This window comes from Cryobacterium sp. TMB1-7 (assembly GCF_004402435.1).
GTDB lineage: Bacteria > Actinomycetota > Actinomycetes > Actinomycetales > Microbacteriaceae > Cryobacterium > Cryobacterium zongtaii.
In genome coordinates, this window is record NZ_SOFZ01000007.1 from 272,336 (window position 1) to 295,118 (window position 22,783).

The 22,783-nt window shown below is 68.4% G+C and carries 18 protein-coding genes and 1 tRNA gene; 11 read left to right on the plus strand and 8 right to left on the minus strand.

Features of this window, described 5'->3' with window-relative positions:
* Positions 1-6: 6 nt before the first annotated feature.
* The 7 genes from E3O60_RS02400 to E3O60_RS02430 all read left to right on the plus strand — a co-directional run bounded on the left by E3O60_RS02400 (position 7) and on the right by E3O60_RS02430 (position 9,239).
* A complete protein-coding gene (locus E3O60_RS02400; protein WP_088455528.1) occupies positions 7-747 on the plus strand; it encodes an NUDIX domain-containing protein in 741 nt (246 codons plus the stop codon).
* Positions 744-2,075, plus strand: a complete 1,332-nt coding sequence (gene nadA, locus E3O60_RS02405) for a quinolinate synthase NadA (RefSeq protein WP_088455527.1) — start codon at positions 744-746, stop codon at positions 2,073-2,075. The genes E3O60_RS02400 and nadA overlap by 4 nt, the downstream gene beginning before the upstream one ends.
* A gap of 2 nt (positions 2,076-2,077) precedes the next feature.
* Positions 2,078-3,700, plus strand: a complete 1,623-nt coding sequence (nadB, locus tag E3O60_RS02410) for an L-aspartate oxidase (protein WP_088455526.1) — start codon at positions 2,078-2,080, stop codon at positions 3,698-3,700.
* On the plus strand, positions 3,694-4,554 hold the full coding sequence (gene nadC / locus E3O60_RS02415) for a carboxylating nicotinate-nucleotide diphosphorylase (RefSeq protein WP_088455525.1): 861 nt from the start codon (positions 3,694-3,696) through the stop codon (positions 4,552-4,554). The genes nadB and nadC overlap by 7 nt, the downstream gene beginning before the upstream one ends.
* A 28-nt stretch (positions 4,555-4,582) precedes the next feature.
* Positions 4,583-5,725, plus strand: coding sequence for a cysteine desulfurase family protein (locus E3O60_RS02420; protein ID WP_088455524.1), 1,143 nt, complete (start codon positions 4,583-4,585; stop codon positions 5,723-5,725).
* A gap of 234 nt (positions 5,726-5,959) precedes the next feature.
* Complete coding sequence (gene adhE, locus E3O60_RS02425; protein ID WP_174776223.1) at positions 5,960-8,713, plus strand: bifunctional acetaldehyde-CoA/alcohol dehydrogenase; 2,754 nt, start codon at positions 5,960-5,962, stop codon at positions 8,711-8,713.
* 148 nt (positions 8,714-8,861) lie between these two features.
* The gene (locus E3O60_RS02430) at positions 8,862-9,239 is read left to right on the plus strand and encodes a hypothetical protein (protein WP_134497059.1); all 378 of its coding nucleotides are present in this window, start codon (positions 8,862-8,864) and stop codon (positions 9,237-9,239) included.
* A 50-nt stretch (positions 9,240-9,289) separates the two neighbouring features.
* On the opposite strand, the gene E3O60_RS02435 is transcribed toward E3O60_RS02430, so the two are convergent.
* Both E3O60_RS02435 and E3O60_RS02440 read right to left on the minus strand, forming a co-directional pair.
* Entirely contained in the window at positions 9,290-9,958 is a 669-nt protein-coding gene (locus tag E3O60_RS02435) for a phosphatase (RefSeq protein WP_088455522.1), read from the minus strand.
* A 28-nt stretch (positions 9,959-9,986) separates the two neighbouring features.
* A complete protein-coding gene (locus E3O60_RS02440) occupies positions 9,987-10,421 on the minus strand; it encodes an arsenate reductase ArsC (RefSeq protein ID WP_088455521.1) in 435 nt (144 codons plus the stop codon).
* A gap of 228 nt (positions 10,422-10,649) precedes the next feature.
* Here E3O60_RS02440 and arsD point away from each other — a divergent pair, with 228 nt between their 5' ends.
* Together arsD and arsA are read left to right on the plus strand one after the other, a co-directional pair.
* Positions 10,650-11,054: an arsenite efflux transporter metallochaperone ArsD gene (gene arsD, locus E3O60_RS02445; protein WP_088457904.1), complete on the plus strand. Its 405-nt coding sequence runs from the start codon at positions 10,650-10,652 to the stop codon at positions 11,052-11,054.
* Positions 11,054-12,943, plus strand: a complete 1,890-nt coding sequence (gene arsA, locus E3O60_RS02450) for an arsenical pump-driving ATPase (RefSeq protein ID WP_134497061.1) — start codon at positions 11,054-11,056, stop codon at positions 12,941-12,943. The genes arsD and arsA overlap by 1 nt, the downstream gene beginning before the upstream one ends.
* 44 nt (positions 12,944-12,987) lie before the next feature.
* Here the strand turns inward: arsA and E3O60_RS02455 are convergent.
* The 3 genes from E3O60_RS02455 to E3O60_RS02465 form a co-directional block, all read right to left on the minus strand.
* Positions 12,988-13,061 (minus strand) — tRNA-Met (locus E3O60_RS02455).
* Between the two features lie 150 nt (positions 13,062-13,211).
* Positions 13,212-16,121 carry a UPF0182 family protein gene (locus tag E3O60_RS02460; protein ID WP_174776310.1) on the minus strand — a complete coding sequence of 970 codons (2,910 nt, stop codon included), beginning with the start codon at positions 16,119-16,121 and terminating at the stop codon, positions 13,212-13,214.
* A gap of 106 nt (positions 16,122-16,227) precedes the next feature.
* Entirely contained in the window at positions 16,228-17,334 is a 1,107-nt protein-coding gene (locus E3O60_RS02465) for a PDZ domain-containing protein (protein ID WP_088455519.1), read from the minus strand.
* 141 nt (positions 17,335-17,475) lie between these two features.
* Between E3O60_RS02465 and E3O60_RS02470 the strand changes: the two genes are divergently transcribed.
* Positions 17,476-18,837 (plus strand): zinc-dependent metalloprotease, encoded by a 1,362-nt coding sequence (locus E3O60_RS02470; protein ID WP_370028227.1) that lies wholly within the window; start codon positions 17,476-17,478, stop codon positions 18,835-18,837.
* Between the two features lie 8 nt (positions 18,838-18,845).
* Here E3O60_RS02470 and E3O60_RS02475 read toward each other — a convergent pair whose 3' ends face one another.
* A complete protein-coding gene (locus tag E3O60_RS02475) occupies positions 18,846-19,793 on the minus strand; it encodes a sugar-binding transcriptional regulator (RefSeq protein ID WP_134497063.1) in 948 nt (315 codons plus the stop codon).
* A 91-nt stretch (positions 19,794-19,884) separates the two neighbouring features.
* Positions 19,885-21,114 (minus strand): MFS transporter, encoded by a 1,230-nt coding sequence (locus E3O60_RS02480; protein ID WP_088455517.1) that lies wholly within the window; start codon positions 21,112-21,114, stop codon positions 19,885-19,887.
* A gap of 23 nt (positions 21,115-21,137) precedes the next feature.
* Here E3O60_RS02480 and E3O60_RS02485 point away from each other — a divergent pair, with 23 nt between their 5' ends.
* Positions 21,138-21,830: a maleylpyruvate isomerase family mycothiol-dependent enzyme gene (locus tag E3O60_RS02485; RefSeq protein ID WP_088455516.1), complete on the plus strand. Its 693-nt coding sequence runs from the start codon at positions 21,138-21,140 to the stop codon at positions 21,828-21,830.
* Here the strand turns inward: E3O60_RS02485 and E3O60_RS02490 are convergent.
* Positions 21,827-22,768, minus strand: coding sequence for a bifunctional riboflavin kinase/FAD synthetase (locus tag E3O60_RS02490; RefSeq protein WP_103478507.1), 942 nt, complete (start codon positions 22,766-22,768; stop codon positions 21,827-21,829). The two genes, E3O60_RS02485 and E3O60_RS02490, sit on opposite strands and share 4 nt — an antisense overlap.
* Between the last annotated feature and the right edge of the window lie 15 nt (positions 22,769-22,783).

Sequence of the window (22,783 nt, forward strand, 5' to 3'; positions counted from 1 at the left end):
TGCCCGATGACCGATCTACACCCGCCTGTGCTTGCGGTTTCGACGGTCATTTTCGCGCTCCGGCCCGACGTCGAGTCCGGCTTCATGACGCTCTGGCTTCCCCTGGTCCGTCGCACCAGGGACCCGTACCTGGGCCTGTGGGCGCTGCCGGGTGGCTGGCTGCCGCCCGAGGAGGAGCTCTCCACCGCCGCGGCCAGCACCCTGCGGGAAACCACCGGACTCTCCCCCAAGTACCTCGAGCAGCTGTACACCTTCGGCGATCTCAGCCGTTCCCCGGGCAGCCGCGTCGTCTCGATCGTGTACTGGGCTCTGGTGCAGTCCACCGAGGCCGACCTCGCCGCCGTCGATGAGAACGTGCAGTGGTTCCCGGCCGACCGGCTGCCCGAGCTCGCGTTCGACCACAACCACATCGTCGAGTACGCGCTATGGCGTCTGCGCACCAAGGTGGAATACTCCCGCATCGCGCACGCCTTCCTCGGCGAGACATTCACCCTGGCCCAGCTGCGCGACGTACACGAGGCGGTCCTGCGCCGGGCACTCGACCCGGCGAACTTCCGCCGCATGATCGAGTCGACGGGGACCGTCGTCGACACCGGGCTCCGCCTGGCCGGGGTACCGCACCGGCCGCCGCGGCTCTACCGCTACAACGACTCCCACTCCATCGCCGAGGGGCCCCTGGGCTCCACGGTCGGCTGGCCCGAAACTCCCCTCCAAACCACCCCGCACTCCCCGAGGAGCACGACATGACCATCGCATCGGTCGACCGCACCATCCGTCTGATCAGCACGGGCAAGAGCACGGGCAGCACCTGCACCCCCGACCTCGCCGTCGACCCGTGGTACTTCGACGACAAGGCCCCCGGCTACGGGCCCGGCTCCTCGATGGGCGACGTCATCCCCACCGGATCCCCCCGCCAGGGCGAGCTGCCCGCGCGCTACCGCACGGCATCCAACGGCGAACTGGGCGACTGGATCCGCGCTGCCAAGGCCACCCTGGGCGACCGTGTTGTGGTGCTCGGCCACTTCTACCAGCGCGAAGAGGTGCTGCAGCACGCCGACTTCATCGGCGACTCCTTCCAGCTCGCCGTGGCCACCCAGAGCCGGCCGGATGCCGAAGCCATCGTCTTCTGCGGCGTGCACTTCATGGCCGAGACCGCCGACCTGCTCTCCCGCCCCGAGCAGGCCGTGATCCTGCCCAACCTCGCCGCCGGTTGCTCGATGGCCGACATGGCCGACATCGACTCCGTCACCGAGTGCTGGGAACAGCTCGAAGAGCTCTACGGCACCGAACCGGATGCCGACGGGCGCGTCCCGGTGATCCCGGTCACCTACATGAACTCCTCCGCGGCGCTCAAGGGCTTCTGCGGCGAGCACGGCGGTATTGTCTGCACCTCCTCGAACGCCGAGACCGTGCTGAAGTGGGCCTTCGAGCGCGGCCAGCGGGTGCTGTTCTTCCCCGACCAGCACTTGGGCCGCAATACCGCCAAGGCCATGGGCGTTCCCCTCGAGCGGATGCCGATGTGGAACCCGCGCAAGGCCCTCGGCGGCAACACCGAGGCCGAACTCGAGAACTCGCAGGTGATCCTCTGGCACGGCTTCTGCAGCGTGCACCGCCGCTTCACCGTCGAGCAGATCGAGACTGCCCGCGTTGAGCACCCGGGCGTGCGCGTGATCGTGCACCCCGAGTGCCCGATGGCGGTCGTGGATGCGGCAGATGAATACGGTTCCACCGACTACATCGCCAAGGCCATCGCGGCCGCACCGGCCGGGTCGACGTTCGCGATCGGCACCGAGATCAACCTCGTGCAGCGCCTCGCCGCCCAGTACCCGCAGCACACCATCTTCTGCCTCGACCCTGTCGTCTGCCCGTGCTCCACCATGTACCGCATCCACTCCGGCTACCTGGCCTGGGTACTCGAGGCTCTCGTGGGCGGCGACGGCGTGCCGGCAGAGGTGCTCAACCGCATCACGGTCGCCGACGACGTCGCCGGGCACGCCAGGGTGGCGCTCGAACGGATGCTCGCCGCCAAGCCGCCCGCCGCCGGTCCCGTCGCCCCCGTCGTGACCGGAGCCTGACCATGACGCGCGTGCTGGTCGTCGGCAGCGGCCTCGCCGGGCTGATCGCCGCGGTGCGGGCAACCGATGCCGGCCACCGGGTGACCCTGGTGACCAAGGCCGCCCTTTCCGACAGCAACACCCGCTACGCCCAGGGCGGCATCGCCGCGGCGTTGTTCCCCGACGACTCCACCGACGCGCACATCCTCGACACCCTGCGCGCCGGCGCCGGACTCTGCGACCCCGCTGCCGTGCGGGTGCTCTGCGAGGAAGGCCCGGCCCGGGTGCGCGACCTGATCCGGTTCGGCGTCGATTTCGACCGCGACGAATCGGGCATCACCCGTGGGCTCGAGGCCGCGCACTCCAGGTCCAGGGTGTTGCACGCCGGCGGCGACGCCACCGGCGCCGCCATCGAGACCGCCCTGGTGGCCACGGTGCAGGAGCGGGCCAAGCGCGCCCACGCCCTCGGCGGCGACCAGATCACCATCCACGAACACACCATGCTCGTCGACCTGATCGTGACCGACGGCCCCGGCACGGTCCGGGTGACCGGCGCGATGCTGCTCGGGCCGGACGGCACCCAGCACGCGGTCGCCGCCGACGCCGTGATCCTCGCCACCGGAGGTGCGGGAGCGTTGTACCGGCACACGACCAACCCGGCCATCGCCACCGGCGACGGTGTCGCCGCCGCCTGGCGGGCCGGCGCTGCCGTCGCCGACGTCGAGTTCTACCAGTTCCACCCGACCGCGCTCGCGGTGCCCGGCACCCCGCTGGTGTCGGAGGCCGTTCGCGGCGAGGGCGCCGTGCTGCTCACCAGCACCGGTGAACGGTTCATGCCGGCCATCCACCCGGATGCCGAGCTCGCGCCCCGCGACATCGTGGCGCGCAGCATCGCCGCCCAGATGAAAAAGCAGGGCGGCGCCCCGGTGCTGCTGGACGCCACCGGGCTCGGCCGTGACCTGCTCGAGAGCCGGTTCCCCACCATCACGGCCGCCTGCCGCGCCGCCGGGCTGGACTGGGCGGTGCAACCGATTCCGGTCGCTCCGGCCGCGCACTACTGGATGGGCGGAGTCGCCACCGACGGCTGGGGCCGCACCTCGCTGGCCGGCCTCTACGCGGTGGGTGAGGTGGCCCGCACCGGAGCGCACGGCGCGAACCGGCTGGCATCCAACTCGTTGCTCGAAGCCGCTGTCTTCGCCGATCGGGCCGTGCGCGCGCTCGACGCTGAGGAGCAGCTACCGCCGCTGTTCGACGACCTCGAGGCAGTTGCCGAACTCGGCAGCGACCCGGATGAGGCCGGCACGCTCGTCGAGCGCAGCACCCTGCAGGAGCTGCTCTGGGAGGCCGCCGGAGTGCACAGGTCCGGCTCTGGCCTGACCCGGGCCGCCGTGACCCTGGCCGGGTGGCGGGCCGTCGACCGGGGCCGGGCCACTGTCGCCGAGCTCGAGACGGGCAACCTGCTCGACCTCGGCCGCCTGATCGTGGCCGCAGCCCTGGCCCGCGAGGAATCCCGCGGCGCCCACCACCGCGCTGACTTCCCAGACAGCCGCCCGGAACTCGCCCGGCCGCGCTTCACCCGGCACCCGGCGTCAACCCGCCCTCTTCTCACAGTTCCATCGCAGCCTTCGGAGGCCATCGCATGCTGACCACACACGCCATCGACACCGTCGTGCGGGCCGCCCTCGACGAGGACGCCCCGTGGGGCGACCTCACCAGCGAGATGCTGATCCCCGCCGACGCCGTCGCCACCGCCCAGCTGGTGGCCAGGGAAGCCGGCGTGTTCAGCGGCGGGGCCGTGTTCGCTGCGGCGTTCCGACTGGTCGACCCACGCATCGCGGTGCACCTCCACGTCACCGACGGCGCCGCCTTCGCTGCGGGCGACCTGCTCGCCGAGGCGTCCGGCCCGGCCCGCGGCATCCTGCAGGCCGAACGGATCGGACTGAACTTCGTGCAGCGGATGAGCGGCATCGCCGCCCTCACCGCCCGGTACGTGTCTGAGACCGCCGGCACCGCGGCCCGCATCGTCGACACCCGCAAAACCACACCCGGCCTGCGCGCGTTCGAACGCCAGGCCGTGCGCGACGGTGGCGGCCACAACCACCGGTTCAGCCTCTCCGACGCCGTGATGGCCAAGGACAACCACCTTGCTGTGCTGAGCGCCGGCGGCATCGGCCTCACCGAGGCGCTGCTGGCCGTACGCGCCAAGCTCTCGCACACCACCCACTTCGAGGTCGAGGTGGACACCCTCGAGCAGATCGAACCCGTGCTCGCGGCCGGCATCGATACCATCATGCTCGACAATTTCGACGCCGACAGCCTCCGCGAGGGCGTGCGCCTGGTCGCCGGCCGGGCCATCGTGGAGGCCAGCGGCGGCGTCTCGCTCGACACCGTCAGACGCATCGCGGAGTCCGGCGTCGACGTCATCTCGGTGGGCGCCCTCACCCACAGCGTTCGCTCGCTCGACCTGGGCCTGGACGTGGTGATCCTCACCGAGGATTGACCACCCCTTCCCCGAACCCGGAGCAGCCATGATCTACCTGGACAACGCCGCGACGACGCCGCTGCGCCGCGAGGTCGCCGAAGCCATCTGGCCGGTCATGACCCGCGGCTTCGGCAACCCGTCCAGCCACCACCGGGTGGGTGAGGCCGCGGCCGCCACGCTGAAGGCCGCCCGCGCCCGCATCGCCGGGGTGCTCGGCTGCCGGCCCGGCGAGATCACTCTCACCGGCGGCGGCACCGAGGCCGCCAACCTCGCGGTGAAGGGCCTCGCCCTGGGCTCCCCGCGCGGCCGGCACATCGTTAGCACCGCCCTCGAGCACGAGGCCGTGCTCGAGTCCTGCGACTATCTGCGCCGGCTGCACGGCTTCGAGATCACCCTGCTGACCACGGATGCCTCCGGCCGGGTCGATCCCGCCGAGCTCGCCAGGGTTCTTCGGCCCGACTCCACCCTCGTCACCGTGCACTACGCCAACAACGAGATCGGCACCGTGCAGCCCATCCGGGAACTCGCCGCCATCGCCCGCGCGGCCGGTGTACCGTTCCACACCGACGCCGTGCAGGCCGCCGGCTGGCTGGAGCTGAACGTCGTCGACCTCGGCGTCGACGCGCTGAGCATCTCCGGACACAAGCTCGGCGCGCCCCAGGGCGTCGGCGCGCTGTACCTGCGCGGTCGCCTGCAGGTCGAACCGGTGCTGCACGGCGGCGGCCAGGAGCGCGGCCGGCGCAGCGGCACCGAGAACGTGGCCGGGGCCGTGGGGCTCGCCGTGGCCCTCGACCTGGCCGAGGCCGAACGGCGGGAGCTCGCGCCCGCCCTGACCGTGCTCCGCGACGGTTTCGTCGCAGCGGTCCTGAAGAGCACCCCCGGCGCGGCGCTGACCGGGGACCCGCTGCACCGGCTGCCCGGCCATGCTTCGTTCACCTTCGCAGGCACCGGCGGCGAGGCCGTGCTGCTCGAGCTCGAACGCCACGATATCGTCTGCTCGAGCGGGTCGGCCTGTGCCGCCGGCAGCGACGAGGCGTCACACGTGCTCACGGCCCTGGGCATTCCCGCCGATCTCGCCCAGACCGCTGTGCGGTTCACCCTGTCGGCCACCACCACCGCCGCGGAGCTGACCGAGGCAGCCACCCGGGTGCGCGAGGCCGTCGCCGCCGTGCGCGGCCTGGCCGGCTGACCAGCGCCCCGGCCGCCCCCTCGCTCGCAACTGTTCCCGAACCGGACAACTGCGTCCGGCGCACCGGGCGCAATTGTCCGAACGGGGCACAGTTGCGGTGCAGGGCGAACGGATGCTGAACGGGCGCCGAAAGGCAGTGCACGTGGGACCTTTGGCCCGTGTTTTGGGCGTTCCGGCAGCCTATGTTTGAACCAGAGACAAAGATCCCAGATCGGGTTGTCCAGGAGGAAAACTATGACGATCACAGACCAACCAGTCGCCACTCCCATAGCTACGAAGATCGACACCCTGGTTGCCGCCGGCAACGTCGCGCTGAAGGACTACGCGGACTTCACCCAGGAACAGATCGACTACATCGTCAAGAAGGCCTCCGTCGCCGCGCTGTCCCAGCACGCCACGCTCGCCGTGCACGCCGTCGCTGAGACCGGCCGTGGAGTCTTCGAAGACAAGGCCGTGAAGAACCTCTTCGCGTGCGAGCACGTCACCAACAGCATGCAGAACCTCAAGACCGTGGGCATCATCAGCCGCGACGAGCTCACCGGCATCACCGAGATCGCCGAGCCCGTCGGCGTCATCTGTGGCATCACCCCGGTCACGAACTGTACGTCCACCGCGATCTTCAAGTCGCTCATCGCGCTCAAGACCCGCAACCCCATCATCTTCGGCTTCCACCCCGCCGCGCAGGAGTCCTCCGCAGCCGCCGCCCGCGTCGTCCGCGACGCCGCCATCGCAGCAGGCGCACCCGCCAACTGCATCCAGTGGATCGAACAGCCGTCCCTCGAGGCCTCCACCCTGCTGATGAACCACCCCGGTGTGGCACTCATCCTCGCGACCGGTGGAAACGCCATGGTCCGCGCCGCGTACTCCTGCGGCAAGCCCGCCCTGGGCGTCGGCGCCGGCAACGTGCCCGCCTTCATCGAGAAGAGCGCCAAGCTCAAGCGTGCCGTCAACGACGTCGTGCTCTCGAAGGCCTTCGACTACGGCATGATCTGCGCTTCCGAGCAGGCCGTCATCATCGAAGAGCCCCTCTACAACGAGGCCATGGCCGAGTTCAAGATCCTGCACGCCTACCGCACCAACGCAGAAGAGAAGGCCCTCCTCGAAGAGTTCATCTTCGGCGTGCAGGCCAACTCGGAGAACTGCGCCGGCGCCAAGCTGAACCCGAACGTCGTCGGCAAGTCGCCGGTGTGGATCGCACAGCAGGCCGGCTTCAGCGTCCCCGAAGAAACGTCGATCATCCTGGTCGAGGTGTCCGGAGTCGGACCGCACGAGCCGATGACCCGCGAAAAGCTGGCACCGGTGCTCGCCGTCATGCACGCCAAGGACGCCGAAGAGGGCATCTCGCTCTCCGAGCAGATGGTGGAATTCGACGGACTGGGCCACTCGGGCTCGATCCACAGCGAAAACCCCGCGATCATCGAAGAATTCGGCAAGCGCGTCAAGGCTGTCCGCATCATCACCAACGCCCCCAGCTCGCTCGGTGGCATCGGTGACATTTACAACGCGTTCATCCCCTCGCTCACGCTCGGCTGTGGTTCGTACGGACACAACTCCGTCTCGAACAACGTCTCGGCGATCAACCTGATCAACATCAAGCGCATCGGCCGGAGGAACAACAACTTGCAGTGGTTCAAGATCCCCGCGAAGACCTACTTCGAGCCGAACGCCATCCGTTACCTGGCCGACATGCGCGACGTCACCCGGGTCACCATCGTCACCGACTCGACCATGACCCGCCTGGGCTTCGTCGACAAGATCCTCGACGTGCTCAACCGCCGTGAGGGCCGCGTTGCCCTGCAGATCATCGACAACGTGCTCCCCGAGCCCACCGTTGCCGCCGTCGAGAAGGGCGCAGAGGAAATGCGCGCCTTCAAGCCGGACACCATCATCGCCCTCGGTGGCGGTTCGCCGATGGACGCCGCCAAGGTCATGTGGCTGCTGTACGAACACCCCGAAATCGACTTCGCCGACATGAAGGAAAAGTTCTTCGACGTGCGCAAGCGCGCGTTCAAGTTCCCCGACCTCGGTGAGCTCGCCAAGCTGGTCTGCATCCCGACCACCTCGGGCACCGGTAGCGAGATGACCCCGTTCGCCGTCATCACCGACGACGTCACCGGCGTCAAGTACCCGCTGGCCGACTACGCGCTGATCCCGTCCGTCGCGATCATCGACCCCGTGCTCACGGCCATGATGCCGTCGTTCCTCGCCGCAGACTCCGGCTTCGACGCCCTGACCCACGCCACTGAGGCGTATGTCTCGGTGTACGCGAACGACTTCACCGACGGCCTCTGCCTGCACGCGATCAAGCTGATCTTCGAGAACATCGAGACCAGCGTCAAGGGCACCATCGGCAGCACCGATGACGCCGTGATCAAGGCTCGCGAGAAGATGCACAACGCCGCATCGATCTCCGGTATGGCATTCGGTAACGCCTTCCTGGGCATAGTCCACGCCATGGCTCACGTCACCGGCGCGCAGCTGCACCTGATCCACGGCCGGGTCAACGCGACCTACCTGCCGCACGTGATCCGGTACAACGGCACCGTACCGACCAAGCTGACCAGCTGGCCCAAGTACGAGCACTACATCGCCCCGGAGCGCTTCCAGGAAATCGCGAAGCACCTCGGCCTCCCGGCCTCCACCCCGGCCGAGGGCGTCGAGTCCTACGCCAAGGCCGTCGAGAAGCTGCGCGACCAGGTCGGCATCAAGCCGTCCTTCCAGGCACAGGGTGTGCCGGAAGAGGACTTCATCAGCCGCCTCGACTCGCTCGCCATGGGCGCCTACGGCGACCAGTGCGCACCCGCCAACCCGCGGATGCCGATGCTCGAGGACATGAAGACCCTCATGGAAGCCGCGTACTACGGCACGTCGTTCGCCGAGGTTCGCGCCGGACGCGCAGCCGTGGTTGACGCCGCGCACGAGACCGGTGCAGTGGTTGCCGCTCCGACCGAGGACGCCAAGAAGCCCGCCCGCAAGGCCGGCAAGTAGGCTCCACGCGTCACAGCAACAACCGTTCGACCTGCACCACCACAACGGCCCCGCACTCTCGTGCGGGGCCGTTCTGTGTTGCGAGAACGGTGCCGGCGGTCGCGGTCGCCCGTCGCTCCTCACCACCCATTGGTGTTAGATGGACACTGTGGGCAACCCAACTGACACTCCGCACGGCAACGCTGACGCTGCTGGACCCGATTCAGCCCGCATCCCTCAGGACGAGCAGGACGAGCAGGACGAGGCTCGAACCTCCAGCCAAGCCGCCCAGGATCAGAAGATCGAAAAGATCCTGGTGGACGCACACCGACGGGACGATGAGGCCGACATCCGCGATGTCGAGTCTGACAAGCGTGCCGAAGCCGCCGACCTCGAGGCCTTTTTGGACACCAGCGAAATATATTCAGGCCACGGAGAACGGCGAGCAGCAGCGCTGGACCGCTCCCACGCCAAGAGCGATCGTCAGTCCTCCGCCGACGATCGAGCCGAACTCACGAAGCACAAAGACGCCCCGAACGCGGACTAGCCGAATTCCTGGCGCCACGACAAGGCGGCTGAGCTGCGAGCCGGGTCTGATCAGGCCGGGAGGGAGTGGGGTTCCACACCGACACTGGTCAGCAGCGTGACGACGTGGGCGCGGATGTCGTCCCGGATGTCACGCACGGCTTCCAGCGATTGTCCGGCCGGGTCGGCCAGCTCCCAGTCCTGGTAGCGCTTGCCCGGGTAGACCGGGCAGGCGTCGCCGCAACCCATGGTCACCACGACGTCGGCGGCCTGCACCACGTCGTCGGTGAGGGGCTTGGGAAACTCTTCGCCCAGGTCCAGGCCGATTTCAGCCATGGCGGCGATCACGGTGGCGTGGATCTCACCGGAGGGCATCGAGCCGGCGCTGCGTACGTGAACGCGCCCGCCGGAGAGGTGCGCGGTGAGTACGGCGGCCATCTGGGACCGGCCCGCATTCTGCTCGCAGACGAAGAGCACCTCGGGGACGTCCCGGGCAATCGCGCCCTTGGCCTGGGCGAGCGCGGTGAGCCGGTCCGTGGCGAACCGAACCGTGCGAGCGGCGACGTGTGCGCGCACCGTCGATCCGCGCAGGAGGCTGGTGTACGACTCGAGCACGTATCGTTCCACGGTCTCGAGGCCGAAGATACCGGAGAACTTGAGCGAGAGCTCGTCGGAAAGACGGTGCAGGTACGCCTCCGGGAAGGTGAGACCGGGAAGGGGGCGACGGTCCGAAACATCCATTTTCTTCGCCTTGTCGAGTGTCGGGTGGTCAGGCGGTGACTGGAAGGATCTCGGCGAGCAGCTTCTCGATGCGAGCCTTGATGTCGTCACGGATCGGGCGCACCGATTCGATGCCCTGACCGGCCGGGTCGGCCAGCTCCCAGTCCTCATAGCGCTTGCCGGGGAAGATCGGGCAGGCATCGCCGCAGCCCATGGTGATCACGACGTCGGAGTCTTTGACGGCCTCGGTCGTGAGAATTTTGGGCACGTTGTGTGCAATGTCGATGCCGTCTTCAGCCATGGCCTCGATGGCGACGGGGTTGATCTGGTCCTTCGGCTCGGAACCGGCCGAGAGCACCTCGACGCGACCTCCGGAGAGCGCCGTCAGGTATCCGGCGGCCATCTGGGACCGGCCGGCATTGTGCACGCAGACGAACAGAACTGTGGGCTTGGCGGCGGACGTACCTGCGCTGAGGTCAGACATGGGGATTCCTTCGGCTGGTGATTGATCGACATCTGTCAATATAGACGATTCACGCCGGCTGCGGCACCAGTGCAGAAATTGTCTTGAGCCGCTCACGCGCCATTCACCTCCCGTTCACCCACTCCCGGCGCCGGTCGGCAATGGTGTAAATCGATGCACGTCGATATGCTGGGATGGCCGGATGCGCTCGACACCGTGTCGCATCGCCCGGCGGATACCGAGGCTCCCATGACGTCCATCCAGATCTTCGAACCCGGCCTGTGCTGCGGCACTGGCATTTGTGGTGTCGACGTCGACCAGCAGCTCGTGACGGTGTCGGCCGACATCGACTGGGCGACCTCGGCCGGCGGCAGCGTGCGCCGGTTCAACCTCGCCCAGGAGCCCCTGGCGTTCGCCGAGAACGAGACCATGCGCAGTTTCCTGCACACGGTTGGCCAGGAAGGTCTTCCCGTCACGATGGTCGACGGCGCCACCGTGCTCACCGGCCGGTACCCGTCCCGCCCCGAGTTGGCCAAGTGGGCCGGCCTGGGCGCCCCCGCGGCCGAAGACCGGCCGTCGCTGCTCAGTGCCGCCCAGCCCGGTGCCTCCGCTGACGGCTGCTGCGGCGGCGGCGGCGGCGAAGGCTGCTGCTGATGACCGTCGGCACCGACATCCTTCTCGACACCGGCACCCGCAGCTCCACCGCCTTCCTGGCGGATGCCCCACGGTTCCTGTTCTTCACCGGCAAGGGCGGCGTCGGCAAGACCTCGATCGCCTGCGCAAGCGCGATCCGGCTGGCCGAGGGCGGCGCATCCGTGCTGCTGGTCAGCACCGACCCGGCCTCGAACGTCGGCCAGGTGTTCGGCGTCAGCATCGGCAACACCGTGACTCAGATCGACGCCGTGCCCGGGCTTGTCGCGCTGGAGATCGACCCGGAGCAGGCCGTTCAGCAGTACCGCGAACGCATTGTGGGCCCGGTGCGTGGCCTGCTGCCCGCCGCGGAGGTCGCCTCGATCGAGGAGCAGCTCTCCGGCGCCTGCACCACCGAGATCGCCTCGTTCAACGAGTTCACCGACCTGCTCACGGATGCCGCCTGGGCCGCCGCGTACGACCACATCGTCTTCGACACCGCACCGACCGGGCACACCATCCGGCTGCTGCAGCTGCCCGGCGACTGGACCGAGTTCCTCACCGCGGGCAAGGGCGACCCGTCGTGTCTGGGCCCGCTGTCCGGCCTGGAGAAGCAACGCGCGGTATACGCGCAGGCCGTGGCGGCACTCGGCGACCCCGAGCGCACCCGTCTGGTGCTCGTCTCCCGCGCCCAGCATTCCACCCTGGCCGAGGCCGCCCGCACCCACACCGAGCTGGCCGCGATCGGCATGGACCGGCAGCACCTGGTGATCAACGGTGTGCTGCCGGGCCCGGATGCCGAACTGCCCTCACCCGCAACGGGGCCCCCCGCGGGGGCTGACGACCCACTGGCGGCCGCCATCCGCCTGCGGGAACAGCGGGCGCTCGACGCCCGCGACCCCGTGCTGGTCGCGCTGCCCACCGATTACCTGCCGCTGATGGCCACGAACATGGTGGGCCTGCCCGCCCTCCGCGGCCTCCTCCCCCACGACGGCAGCTCTGTGAGCCCCGAGCCCGCCGCCGAGCTGCCCACGTCCGGACAAGTTGCCCCCGCACACCTGGGCAGTTCGTCCGGTGCGGGGCAACTCGGGGATGCCGGCCTTGAGGTTCTGGTGGACCAGATCGCCGCCGACGGCCACGGGCTGGTGATGCTGATGGGCAAGGGCGGCGTGGGAAAGACCACTATGGCGGCTGCCGTCGCCGTCGCCCTGGCCGAACGCGGCTTCGCCGTGCACCTCACCACAACAGACCCCGCCGCGCACCTGACCGACACCCTCGCCGGCGAACTCACCAACCTCGAGGTCTCCCGCATCGACCCGGCCGTGGAGATCGAGCGCTACACCGAGCACGTCCTGACCACCAAGGGCAGCCGCCTCGACGAACAGGGCCTGGCCATGCTGCGCGAAGACCTGCGATCGCCGTGCACCGAAGAGATCGCTGTTTTCCAGGCCTTCTCCAAGGTGACCCGGGAGGCCAAGAACAAATTCGTGGTGCTCGACACCGCCCCGACCGGGCACACCCTGCTACTGCTCGACGCGGCGGGGTCCTATCACCGGGAGATCGCCCGCCAGATGGGCACCTCGATGCACTTCGTCACCCCGATGATGAAGCTGCAGGATCCGGCCCAGACCAAGGTACTGCTGGTGACCCTGGCCGAGACCACTCCGGTGCTCGAGGCCGCCGGCTTGCAGGAGGACCTGAGGCGTGCCGGCATCGAACCGTGGGCGTGGATCGTGAACAACTCGATCGCGGCGGCGTCACCGACCTCGGCGCTGCTGAAGCGCCGGGCGGCCAACGAGCTGCCCGAGATCGACGCGGTCCGCACCCGGTACGCCGCCCGCACCGCTATCGTGCCGCTTCTGGCGGTGGAGCCGATCGGCATTCCGGCGCTGGCCGGCCTGTCAGGCGGTTAACGCAAAAGTCCCGGTCTCTTTCGAGACCGGGACTTTTGTTTTAGTTGCGGGGGCAGGATTTGAACCTACGACCTCTGGGTTATGAGCCCAGCGAGCTACCGAACTGCTCCACCCCGCGCTACAAGAACTAAGTTACCACAGTTACCCAAGGCCCTCGAATCGGGGACGCCGCCCGGGCGCGTCGCACCCGGCACAGACAAAACGCGGGTGGTGCGACCGGGTTTCCCCGGCGCACCACCCGCGCATGGATGAGGCGGCTAACTACACGCTACTGCTGGTCGAGCAGCACCAGCAGCTCGGCGACCGCATCATTCAGCTTCTTGTCGGCAACCCCATAAGCGGAGAAGTCACCCGACGTCAGGGCCGCCTGCTTCTCGGTCACGGCCAGCTTGGCTTCCGCGAGGAGCGACCTGATCTGAGCATCCGTCGCCGGGTCACCGGTCGTTGTCGACGGGGCTGTGCCTCCGTCGACGGGAGCCTCGCCCGGGGCGGGCGTTTCCACGGCCGGCACGTCGGTGTCGCCGGCGTTGGCCCCGGACTCACCGCCGAAGAGCACGTTGAGTGCGTTATCGAGTGTGTCCTCGAAGGCGATCTGGTCACCGAAGGCCACCAGGACCTTCTGCAGCAGCGGGTAGCTGGTCTCACCGGTGGACTGCACGTAGACGGGCTGCACGTAGAGCAGACCGCCACCGACGGGCAGCGTCAGCAGGTTTCCGTTGAGCACGCTGGACTGGCCCTGCTTGAGCAGGTTGAGCTCGGCGGAGATCGTGGGATCACCGTTGAACTTGGCCTGCACCTGGCCGGGACCGGGCACCGTGATGTCGTTCGGCAAGGTCAACAGGCGCAGCTTGCCGTAACCCTCCGCCCGTTCCCCGTCGGTGGCACCCGCATCCGCGTCGGCGGCAAGGTACCCCGTCAGGACGTTCCGGCTGGTTTCACCGGACGCGTTGGGGATGAAGGTCGAGTACAGCGAGTACGACGGCGCATCCTGGCCGGGCATCTGCATCGTCAGGTAGTACGGCGGCTGCAGGGTGGTGTTGGTGCTCGGCGACACGGGGTCGTTCGGTGTGGTCCAGGCATCGTCTTCGGAGTAGAACGAACCGGGGTCGGTCACGTGGTACTTGCCCAGGACCGCGCGCTGCACCTTGAACATGTCGGCCGGGTAACGCACGTGGCTCATCATGTCGCCGGTCATCTCGCTCATCGGCTCGACAGTCGACGGGAAGATCTTCTGCCAGGTCTGCAGCAGCGGGTCTTCTTCATCCCAGGCGTACAGGGTCACGGAGCCGTCGTAGGCATCCACGGTCGCCTTGACGGAGTTGCGCATGTAGTTGATGTTGTCCAGCGCGAACGGCTGTTCGGGCGTCTCGGTGTCGGCGATGGCGTCGCTCAGGCTGACCGCGGTGGAGTACGGGTAGCTGGCCGAGGTCGTGTACGCGTCCACAACCCACTTGATGCGTCCGTCGACGACGGTCGGGTACGGGTCGGAGTCGAGCGTGAGGTACGGGGCGACCTTCTGCACGCGGGTGATCGGGTCGCGGTCGTAGAGGATCTGGGACTCGTCGTTGACGGCGTTGGCCAGGAAGATCTGCTCGGACTGGAACTTGAGTGCGTAGATCAGCTTGTTGAACGGGCCGTTCAGGCTGGGACCGCCGTCACCGGTGAAGGTGGTGTAGGTCTGCTGGGCGCCGTCCTCGCCGGACGGATAGTCCAGTTCGATGGGGTCGGTGCCCTCAGGGGCGCCGACGATCGAGTAGGTCGGTGAGGTCTCGCCGAAGTACACCCGCGGCTCGAACTCGCCGAGCGCTCCCGACGTGGGGATGCCGTTCTCCAGGAACACCGGCTGGCCGTCGGCCGAACGCTGGTTGCCGTAGGCGGCGACGACGCCGTAGCCGTGCGTGTAGACGACCGATGAGTTGACCCAGGTCTCGCTGCTCAGGCCGTTGAGGTTGAGGTCACGAACCGACACCACGGTGTCCTGGGACTTGCCGTCGATCGTGTAGCGGTCCACGTCGAGCTTGGACGGGAACTGGTAGTACTGCTTGAACTGCTCGAGCTGGGCGAACGCGTCGCTGACCAGGGCTGGGTCGAGGATGCGAATGTTGGCAGTGGTCTCCGCGTCCTCGCGCAGGGCGCCTGGCGTGGCCTCGGTGGTGGCGGTGTAGGGGATCTCTTCCACATCGGCGACGCCGTAGGCATCGCGGGTGAGGTCGATGTTGCGCTGGATATACGGCGCTTCGAGGGTCTTCGCGCTCGGGTCCACCTGGAAGCGCTGCACGACCCAGGGGTAGAGCGAACCGATCAGCAGGCTGCTCACGATCAGCAACGCGGTGCCGATCACCGGCAGGCGCCAACGACCGATGAAGGCCGTGACGATGAAGAGGATGGCCACGAAGACCGCGATGCCGGCCAGGATTGCACGCCCGGGAATGGTGGCGCTGACGTCGGTGTAACCGGCGCCGGTGATCAGGTCGTTCGACTGCGTGAGGGTGGAGTACTGGTCCAGCCAGATGCTGACACCCTGCAGCAGTAGGTAGACCGCGGCGGTGATGGCGATCTGCACGCGGGCGGCCTTGGCCACGAAGACCTCACGGCCGGTGACGCGGATGGCGCCGTACAGGTAGGAGGTTGCGAGAGCGACCAGCGCGGAGATGAGCACGACGGCGGAGCTGAAGGCCAGCAGCGACTGGTAGAACGGCAGGTCGAAGAGGTAGAACGACACGTCGAAGCCGAACTGCGGGTCGGTGGTGCCCGCCTCGGTGCGGTTGAGCCACATCAGGATCGTCTGCCAGTGGGTCGCGGCGGCGACACCGGCGAAGAGGCCGAGCAGGGCGGGGATGCCGTACATCGCGAGCCGGCGCAGCGGCTCGATGACCTGCTGGTAACGATCGACCTGCGAGTTCAGCTTGGCGTAGACCGGGCGCAGCCTGTAGGCGAGCTGAATGCTCACCCAGACCGGCACGGCCATGCCGAGGAACCCGATGACGAACAGAACCGCGCTGGCGATCCATTGCGTGGTCAGCACGCTGAGGAAGCCGAGCTGGTCGAACCACAACACGTCGGCATAGAGCCCGGCGAAGATGAAGAACAAGATCACCAGCCCCGCAATGATCGCTGCCGTGATGGCGAGCGGGGCACGGCTCCGGCGTGGAGCGCTTCCAGCGGATGATGTGGTCACGAATTGGCCTCTTGCTCTGATAGATCGGGGGTCAGACCCTCATTCTATGCAGCCGCCCTCAGGGCAAACCCCGAGTTCGCTGAGGGCTCACCCAGAAGTGCCCGTGCTATCGGGTTGCCGGACAGGTCGGCAGGTCGCCGGTGTCGGCTCCGGTGCCGATGGCATCCAGCGCAGCGAGGGACTCGTCGAGGGTGCTCACGGCCAGGACCGTCAAGCCATCCGGGATGTGACCGGAGACCTCGTCGCAGTTGGCGGCGGGCGCCAGGAACCACTCGGCACCGGCTTCTTTGGCTCCGAAGAGCTTTTGGCGGATCCCGCCGATGGGGCCGACACTGCCGGACTGGTCGATGGTTCCGGTGCCGGCGACATCCGCCCCACCATGGATGGACCCCGGGGTGAGCTTGTCGATGATGCCCAACGCGAACATCATGCCGGCGCTGGGCCCGCCGACCTTGTCGAGCTGGATGTTGACGTCGAACGGGAACTTGTACTCCGACTTGACGTTGATTCCCAGAACCACGTTGCCGTCGACGTCGACGGGGGTGACCTCGACGCTCTGCTCGGCGCCGTCGCGGGTCAGCCCGATGGTGGCCGGGGCGTCGGCGCCGCTGGCGGTGAGTGCCGCCCGCAGCGCGGTGATGTCGGCCACGGCTTCCCCGTTGACGGTCTCGATCAGGTCGCCGGCCTCGATCAGGCCGGTCGCCGGCGCCTCGTCGGCCAGTGACACCACGCTCAGTTCGGTCGGGTAGTCGTAGCCGAGGTTGGTCAACGCCGCAGCGATGGCGTCCCGCTGGGAGTTCACCATGGCCGCCTGGTTCTGCTCGTCACGCTGTTCGGTGCTGACGTCGGCCGGGAAGACCGACTCCATCGGCACCACCGCCTGGCTCGGGTCGAGCCAGGCCGACGCGACCGTCAACCAGTTCAGGCGGTTGTCCGGGTTGCCGAGCACCGAGACCGTGAGCAGGTCCAGCGTGCCCTCCGTCGGGTACACGGTCTCGTCCGGGATCGTGATGAGGTCGGTTTTCTCCCCGTCATATTCGGCGGATCCGAGCGTGTTGTACACGGGCCCGGGCTTCTCCACGACATACGGTGACGGCACGATCGCCAGGGTGAGCCCGGTGACCAGTGCGATACCCAGCACCACCCACCCCGTGCGCGAACCCTTGCGGGGTCGGTCGGAGCCTGAATGCGGGTCAGCGGTGAAGAGGGCCACCAGGCTCCTTAGAAGGATGAAGGGGAAGTGCGCAAGCTGTTCGCTACGGGCGACAAGGCAAGAACCCAGCGTAGGTCATTTCCCAGTTCTAGCCGGGGTTCTCGGGCTAGCGTAGAGGGACGCAACTGAGAGGTGCCTGAAGTGGCCGATGACTCCCGACCCGACGAAGGTCAGAACCCAGAAGACGAATTCCGGGACATGCTCCGAGACATCCTGTCGGGCAAGTCGTCCATCGACCCCGGCCAATTAGCCGGCGCGGCCGGACTCCCGAACGATCCCGCCAGTGTGGCGGCGCTGATGAGCCAGCTGCAGGGCGCCCTGAAGGGCGGCGGCGACGGCGGCATCAACTGGGGCATCGCCCTGCAGCAGGGCCAGGAACGCGCGGCCACCGGGCAGCTCAGCACGACCGACGCCCAGCGCGCCGAGTTCGAGCAGGCCTTCCACATCGCGGCGCTCTGGCTGGATGACGTGATCAACGTCGCCGAGCTCACAGTTGTCCCGCGCCTGATGACCCGCAAAGAGTGGGTGACCGCCACCATGCCGCTGTGGAGCCAGCTTTCCGAGCCCGTCGCGACGAGCATTTCGGATTCGCTCACCAACGTGCTCACCGAACAGGCCCCAGAGGAGCTCAAGGGCATGCTCGCCGGTGCCAGCCAGATGATGCGTAGCCTCGGCGGCACCCTGTTCGCCATGCAGCTGGGTCAGGTTGTCGGCCAGCTCGCCAGCGAGGTCGTCTCCGGCGGCGACATCGGCATCCCCCTGTTCAGCGACCAGCAGGCCGCCCTGCTCCCCCAGAACGTCGCCGAGTTCGGCGAGGGCCTTGACGTGCCCATCGACCAGGTGCAGATCTATCTCGCCGTGCGTGAGCTCGCCCACGCCCGCCTGTTCCGGCACTCCCGCTGGTTGCGTCTGCACATGATCAGCTCGATCACCGATTTCGCCCACGGCATCAGCATCGACACCGAACGGCTGGAGTCCCTCGCCGAGGGCTTCGACCCGTCGAACCCCGAGGAACTGCGCGACGCCATGGTGAACGGCTCCCTGATCCCGCCCAAGTCCGACGCCCAGCTGGCCGCCCTCGGCCGGCTCGAGACCATGCTCGCCCTGGTGGAGGGCTGGGTCGACGTGGTCACCGTGGAGGCCACCAGCCGGCTGCCGCGCGCCGACGCGATCAACGAGACCGTCAAGCGGCGCCGGGCATCCGGCGGCCCCGCAGAGTCGGCCTTCGCCACCCTGGTGGGCCTGGAGCTGCGCCCCCGCCGTCTGCGTGAGGCCGCCGCAATGTGGCAGGCCGTCACCGACGCTGTGGGCAACGAGGCCAGGGACGCCCTGTGGGCGCATCCCGACATCCTGCCGACGTCCGCGGACCTCGACGACCCGCAGGCCCTGGTCGCTCGGCTGACCTCCACCGCCAAGGGCGAGCCCCCGGTCCTGGACGACATCGACCAGGCCCTGGCCGACCTCCTCCGAGACGACAACCCCGACCGTCCCCACGAGGCGTAACGAAGGGGTCAGGCGGCTCCGATCAGCGCCTGGGCGGTGTCTTCGTCGGTGATCAGGACCGTGCACAGGCCGCTGAGGACGACGGAGCGGGCGATGGCGTGCTTGCGCGGGCCGCCGATCACGGCGACTGAAGTTTTCGCTCGGCGTAATTGCTCGAGCGGGATACCGAATGTGCGCTCGTCCAGCGCCGGGTCGACGATTTGGCCCGCACTGTCGATGAACCGGCCGACCACATCGCCGACGGCTCCCTTGCGCACCAGTTCGTCGACCTGGTCCGGGGTGAGGTAACCGCTGTCGACGTGGGCGGAGCCGGCGTCGGCCTGGCCCGCACTGAACAGAAAGGCGGATGCCGCGGCGCCCATCTCGAGCACCGCCGCGACCGAGCGGTCGGAGGCGATGGCCAACTTGGTCTCGACCCGTTCCAGGATCGCGGGGCTGGGCAACAAGGTGAACTGGCCCCCGCCCTTCTGGGCGATGCTGACGGCGGTGGCCGCGGCGGTTCCCGGCCGGGCGTTCAGGCTTACGCCGCCGTTGATTTGCACGACGTTGACGCCGTTCGCCCAACCGGGCTTGAGCTGTTCCGAGATGTCGTGCAGGGTGCGCCCCCAGCTGATACCGAGCGTGCGCGGCACCGGGCGCAGGGCGCTGAGGTAGTCAGCGGCCGCCTGCGCGGTGCGTTTCTGCAGGTCGAGTTCGTCGACGACACCGGCAGTGGACACCACGATTGCATCGACGAGGCCGGTGGCTCTGCGCAGCTGTCGTTCGAGGCCGAGCCGGCGGGCGCGGGGATGCACGATTTCGATGCGGATGAATCCGTTCGCCTTGGCCTGGGCCAACAGCCTGCCGACCTTCCAACGAGTGATCCGGAGGATCGTGCCGATCTCGTCCTGGGTCTTGTCCTCTTCGTAGTACAGCTCGGCCGCCCGAATAGACAGCAGCTCGTCGATGTCGGTCATTCGTTGACGCCTTCCTCAGTGGCCCCAGCGTAAGTGGAGCTGACCGGCCGGTACAACATGCGTTGCAGATCTTGCTCATATGAGCAGCGGATCACGAGCGGTGCCGGCGCTCCAGGTCGTCCTCGAGCAGGTGCGGGCGCGCGACAACCGCGCCGGCCACGGTGATCGCGAGCGCCGTGCCGATCAGGAACAGCAGCGGGGCCGTCCACGCCCCGGTGATCTCGTGCAGCAGCGCCACGCACAGCGGGCCGAGCGCACCGAGGGTGTAGCCGACGCTCTGCACAAAACCGCTCAGTGCCACCGACCCGGCGTGGGTGCGGGTGCGCAGGTTGATCAGAACCAGCGTGAGCGGGAAGAACAGCGGACCGAGACCGGCCAGCACCACCCAGAGCCAGGTGAGCGTGCCTGGCGCCAGAAGCAGGCCGAGATCGCCGATCAGGAAAGCGGCGACCCCCAGGTAGACCAGGATGGCCACGTTTTTCATTCGGGAGGTCAGCCACGGAATCAGCAGTGCGCAGGGGATGCCCATGGCGGCGTAGACCGAGAGCAGAGTGCCGGCCTGGGCCGGGGTCACGCCCGCGGTGTCGATGAGCAGCTGCGGTAGCCAGGCGAACATCGCGTAGGCGTTCAGCGACGACGCCGCGAACACAACGGCCAGTGCCCAGGCGATCGAGGAACGCCAGATCCGACCGAGCAGCGCCGGCTCCGCTTCCTCGACGAGGGCCCCCGGGCTGGCTTGCACCCGGTGTCGCACGAACATCGTCAGCCAGGGCACGAGGGCGAACACCACGGGCAGCACCCAGAGCCCGAGGGAGACCCGCCAGCCGGCGGCATCCGCGACCGGCACGGCGATCAGCGGCGGGATCAGGGTGCTCAGTGACACCACGGTGACGTAGAGGGAGGTGATCAGGCCGACCCTGTCGGGGAAGTACTTCTTCACCAGCGGCGGCAGCAGCACGTTGCCGACCCCGAGCCCGGCGAAGGTGATCACGCTGCCGATCATCAAGGCGGTGAGGGATCCCGCCCCGCCGCGGGTGAGGTGCCCGATGAGCATCGCGGTGAGGGCGAGCACCAGCACGTTCTCCAGGCCCAACCGGCGGGTGAAGACCGGGGTGAAGATGCCGAAGACGGCGAAGCAGACCGGCGGCAGCATACCGAGGAGCCCGATGGACGTTGCGGTCAGCGGGATGTCCGTGGAGATCTGGCTGACGATGGGCGAGAGTGCCGCGACGGCAGTGCGCAGGTTGGCGGCGACCAGGACGATGCCCAGCAGTGCCAGGGTTCGCCCGGTCCAGAGGGGGCGGGGCGAAAATTCTGACACCGGGCAAGTCTAGGCTGGACGGCATGGCAGAATTTGCGCGACTCCTCCCCCTCAGCCTGCGGAGTGTCGGCAACGAATCCGGCGTGAATGCGCGCTGGTCGGGGCACCTCGCGGCCACCGTCACGGCCATCGCCGACCTGCTCGCCGAGCTGACGCCCGAGCAGTGGGAGGCGCAGAGCCTGTGCACAGGCTGGCGGGTGCGCGATGTCGCCGGACACCTGGTCTGGCGGCTTGGCAGCACAAAGCGCGAACTCCTCGGCAGCGCCGCCCGCGCGTACCTCGGTCACTTTGTGCGCCCGGGGCGCGCCATCGACGCCGTGAGCCGGGCCGCGGCCGCCGCCGAGCCGGCACAGCTGGTGGCGCGGCTGCGGGAGATCGCCGCAGCCAGGGCAGCCTCGGGCCGCGGTGGCATCACCGAGCTGACCGAGGCCGTGGTGCACGGCCTCGACGTGGCGCATCCGCTCGGCCTGACCCTGCCGATTCACGCGACCGCCGGTGGCGCGGTTGCGCTGCGGCGCAGTCTGATCGCCCCCACCGAGATCAAGGCCGTTCTGCGCACACGCCGGTTGCTGGCGACGGATGCCGATTGGAGCGTCGGCCACGGCACGCCGCTGCGGGCACCGGCGTCGGAGCTGATTCTGTTCCTGTTCGGCCGCGGGCCGCTGCCCGCGGACACCCCACCCGTTCAGGCACCGCCGGAGCAGCCGGCCGGCTAATCGGCCGGGAGCCGCAGGATCGCGCGGGTCTTCACGACGTCATCCTCGATCTGCCTGATCAGCGGCTCGATGCCGGTGAACGCGACCATGCCGCGGATGTGCTCGACAAAAGCGACCTCGACGACATGGTCGTACAGGTCGATCTCCTGGTCGAGCACGTACGCCTCGACCTGCTTCTGAGGCACGCCGTCGAAGGTGGGGTTGTTGCCGATGGAGATGGCGGCGGGATAGCGCACCCCGTTGTCGGTGAGCCAGCCGGCGTACACGCCGTCCGCGGGGACCAGCCCCTCGGCCTCCGGCGCGAGGTTCGCGGTGGGATACCCGAGTTCGCGACCCCTGGCCGCACCGTGCACAACCATTCCACGCATCGTGGGGGTGTGCCCGAGCAACCGGGTTGCCGCCCGCACGTCACCGTCGGAGAGCAGCTCGCGGATCCACGTCGACGAGACCCGGCGCTCCCCCTGCGGCGTGACGTCGTCGATCAGGCGCACGTCGAAACCGTACCGGCCACCGAGCTCGGTGAGCAGATCGGCGTCGCCGGCACCGCGCGCGCCGAACCTGAAGTCCCGGCCCACCATCACGTGGCGGGCGTGCAGGGTGTTCACGAGGATGTCACGGACGAAGTCCTCCGGCGGCAGTGACGAAAGCGCCCTGTCGAACGCGAGCACCACGGTGGCGTCGAGGCCGGTGCCACCGAGCAGGTCGAGCTTCTGCTGCACACTGACCAGCTCGGCGGGACACTTGTCGGGGTTCAGCAGGGAGAGCGGGTGCCTGTCGAAGGTGACGACGACGGCGGCCAGGCCTTCCCGGTCGGCGAGGGTCTTGAGCTCTGCGATCACGGCGCGGTGGCCGGCGTGCACACCGTCGAACTTTCCGATGCTCACCGCGGAGGCCGGCCAGTCGGCCGGGACGGCGCCGCGACCGGGGAACACCTTCATACCCGCGGTGGTGGG

Coding starts and splice junctions, on each gene's coding strand:
- E3O60_RS02400 (WP_088455528.1), top strand. CDS start 7: ATGACCGATCTACACCCGCCTGTGCTTGCGGTTTCGACGGTCATTTTC.
- nadA (WP_088455527.1), top strand. CDS start 744: ATGACCATCGCATCGGTCGACCGCACCATCCGTCTGATCAGCACGGGC.
- adhE (WP_174776223.1), top strand. CDS start 5,960: ATGACGATCACAGACCAACCAGTCGCCACTCCCATAGCTACGAAGATC.
- E3O60_RS02435 (WP_088455522.1), bottom strand. CDS start 9,958: ATGGATGTTTCGGACCGTCGCCCCCTTCCCGGTCTCACCTTCCCGGAG.
- E3O60_RS02475 (WP_134497063.1), bottom strand. CDS start 19,793: ATGACCGACATCGACGAGCTGCTGTCTATTCGGGCGGCCGAGCTGTAC.
- E3O60_RS02490 (WP_103478507.1), bottom strand. CDS start 22,768: ATGAAGGTGTTCCCCGGTCGCGGCGCCGTCCCGGCCGACTGGCCGGCC.
- arsD (WP_088457904.1), top strand. CDS start 10,650: ATGACGTCCATCCAGATCTTCGAACCCGGCCTGTGCTGCGGCACTGGC.
- E3O60_RS02485 (WP_088455516.1), top strand. CDS start 21,138: ATGGCAGAATTTGCGCGACTCCTCCCCCTCAGCCTGCGGAGTGTCGGC.
- E3O60_RS02420 (WP_088455524.1), top strand. CDS start 4,583: ATGATCTACCTGGACAACGCCGCGACGACGCCGCTGCGCCGCGAGGTC.
- nadB (WP_088455526.1), top strand. CDS start 2,078: ATGACGCGCGTGCTGGTCGTCGGCAGCGGCCTCGCCGGGCTGATCGCC.
- arsA (WP_134497061.1), top strand. CDS start 11,054: ATGACCGTCGGCACCGACATCCTTCTCGACACCGGCACCCGCAGCTCC.
- nadC (WP_088455525.1), top strand. CDS start 3,694: ATGCTGACCACACACGCCATCGACACCGTCGTGCGGGCCGCCCTCGAC.
- E3O60_RS02440 (WP_088455521.1), bottom strand. CDS start 10,421: ATGTCTGACCTCAGCGCAGGTACGTCCGCCGCCAAGCCCACAGTTCTG.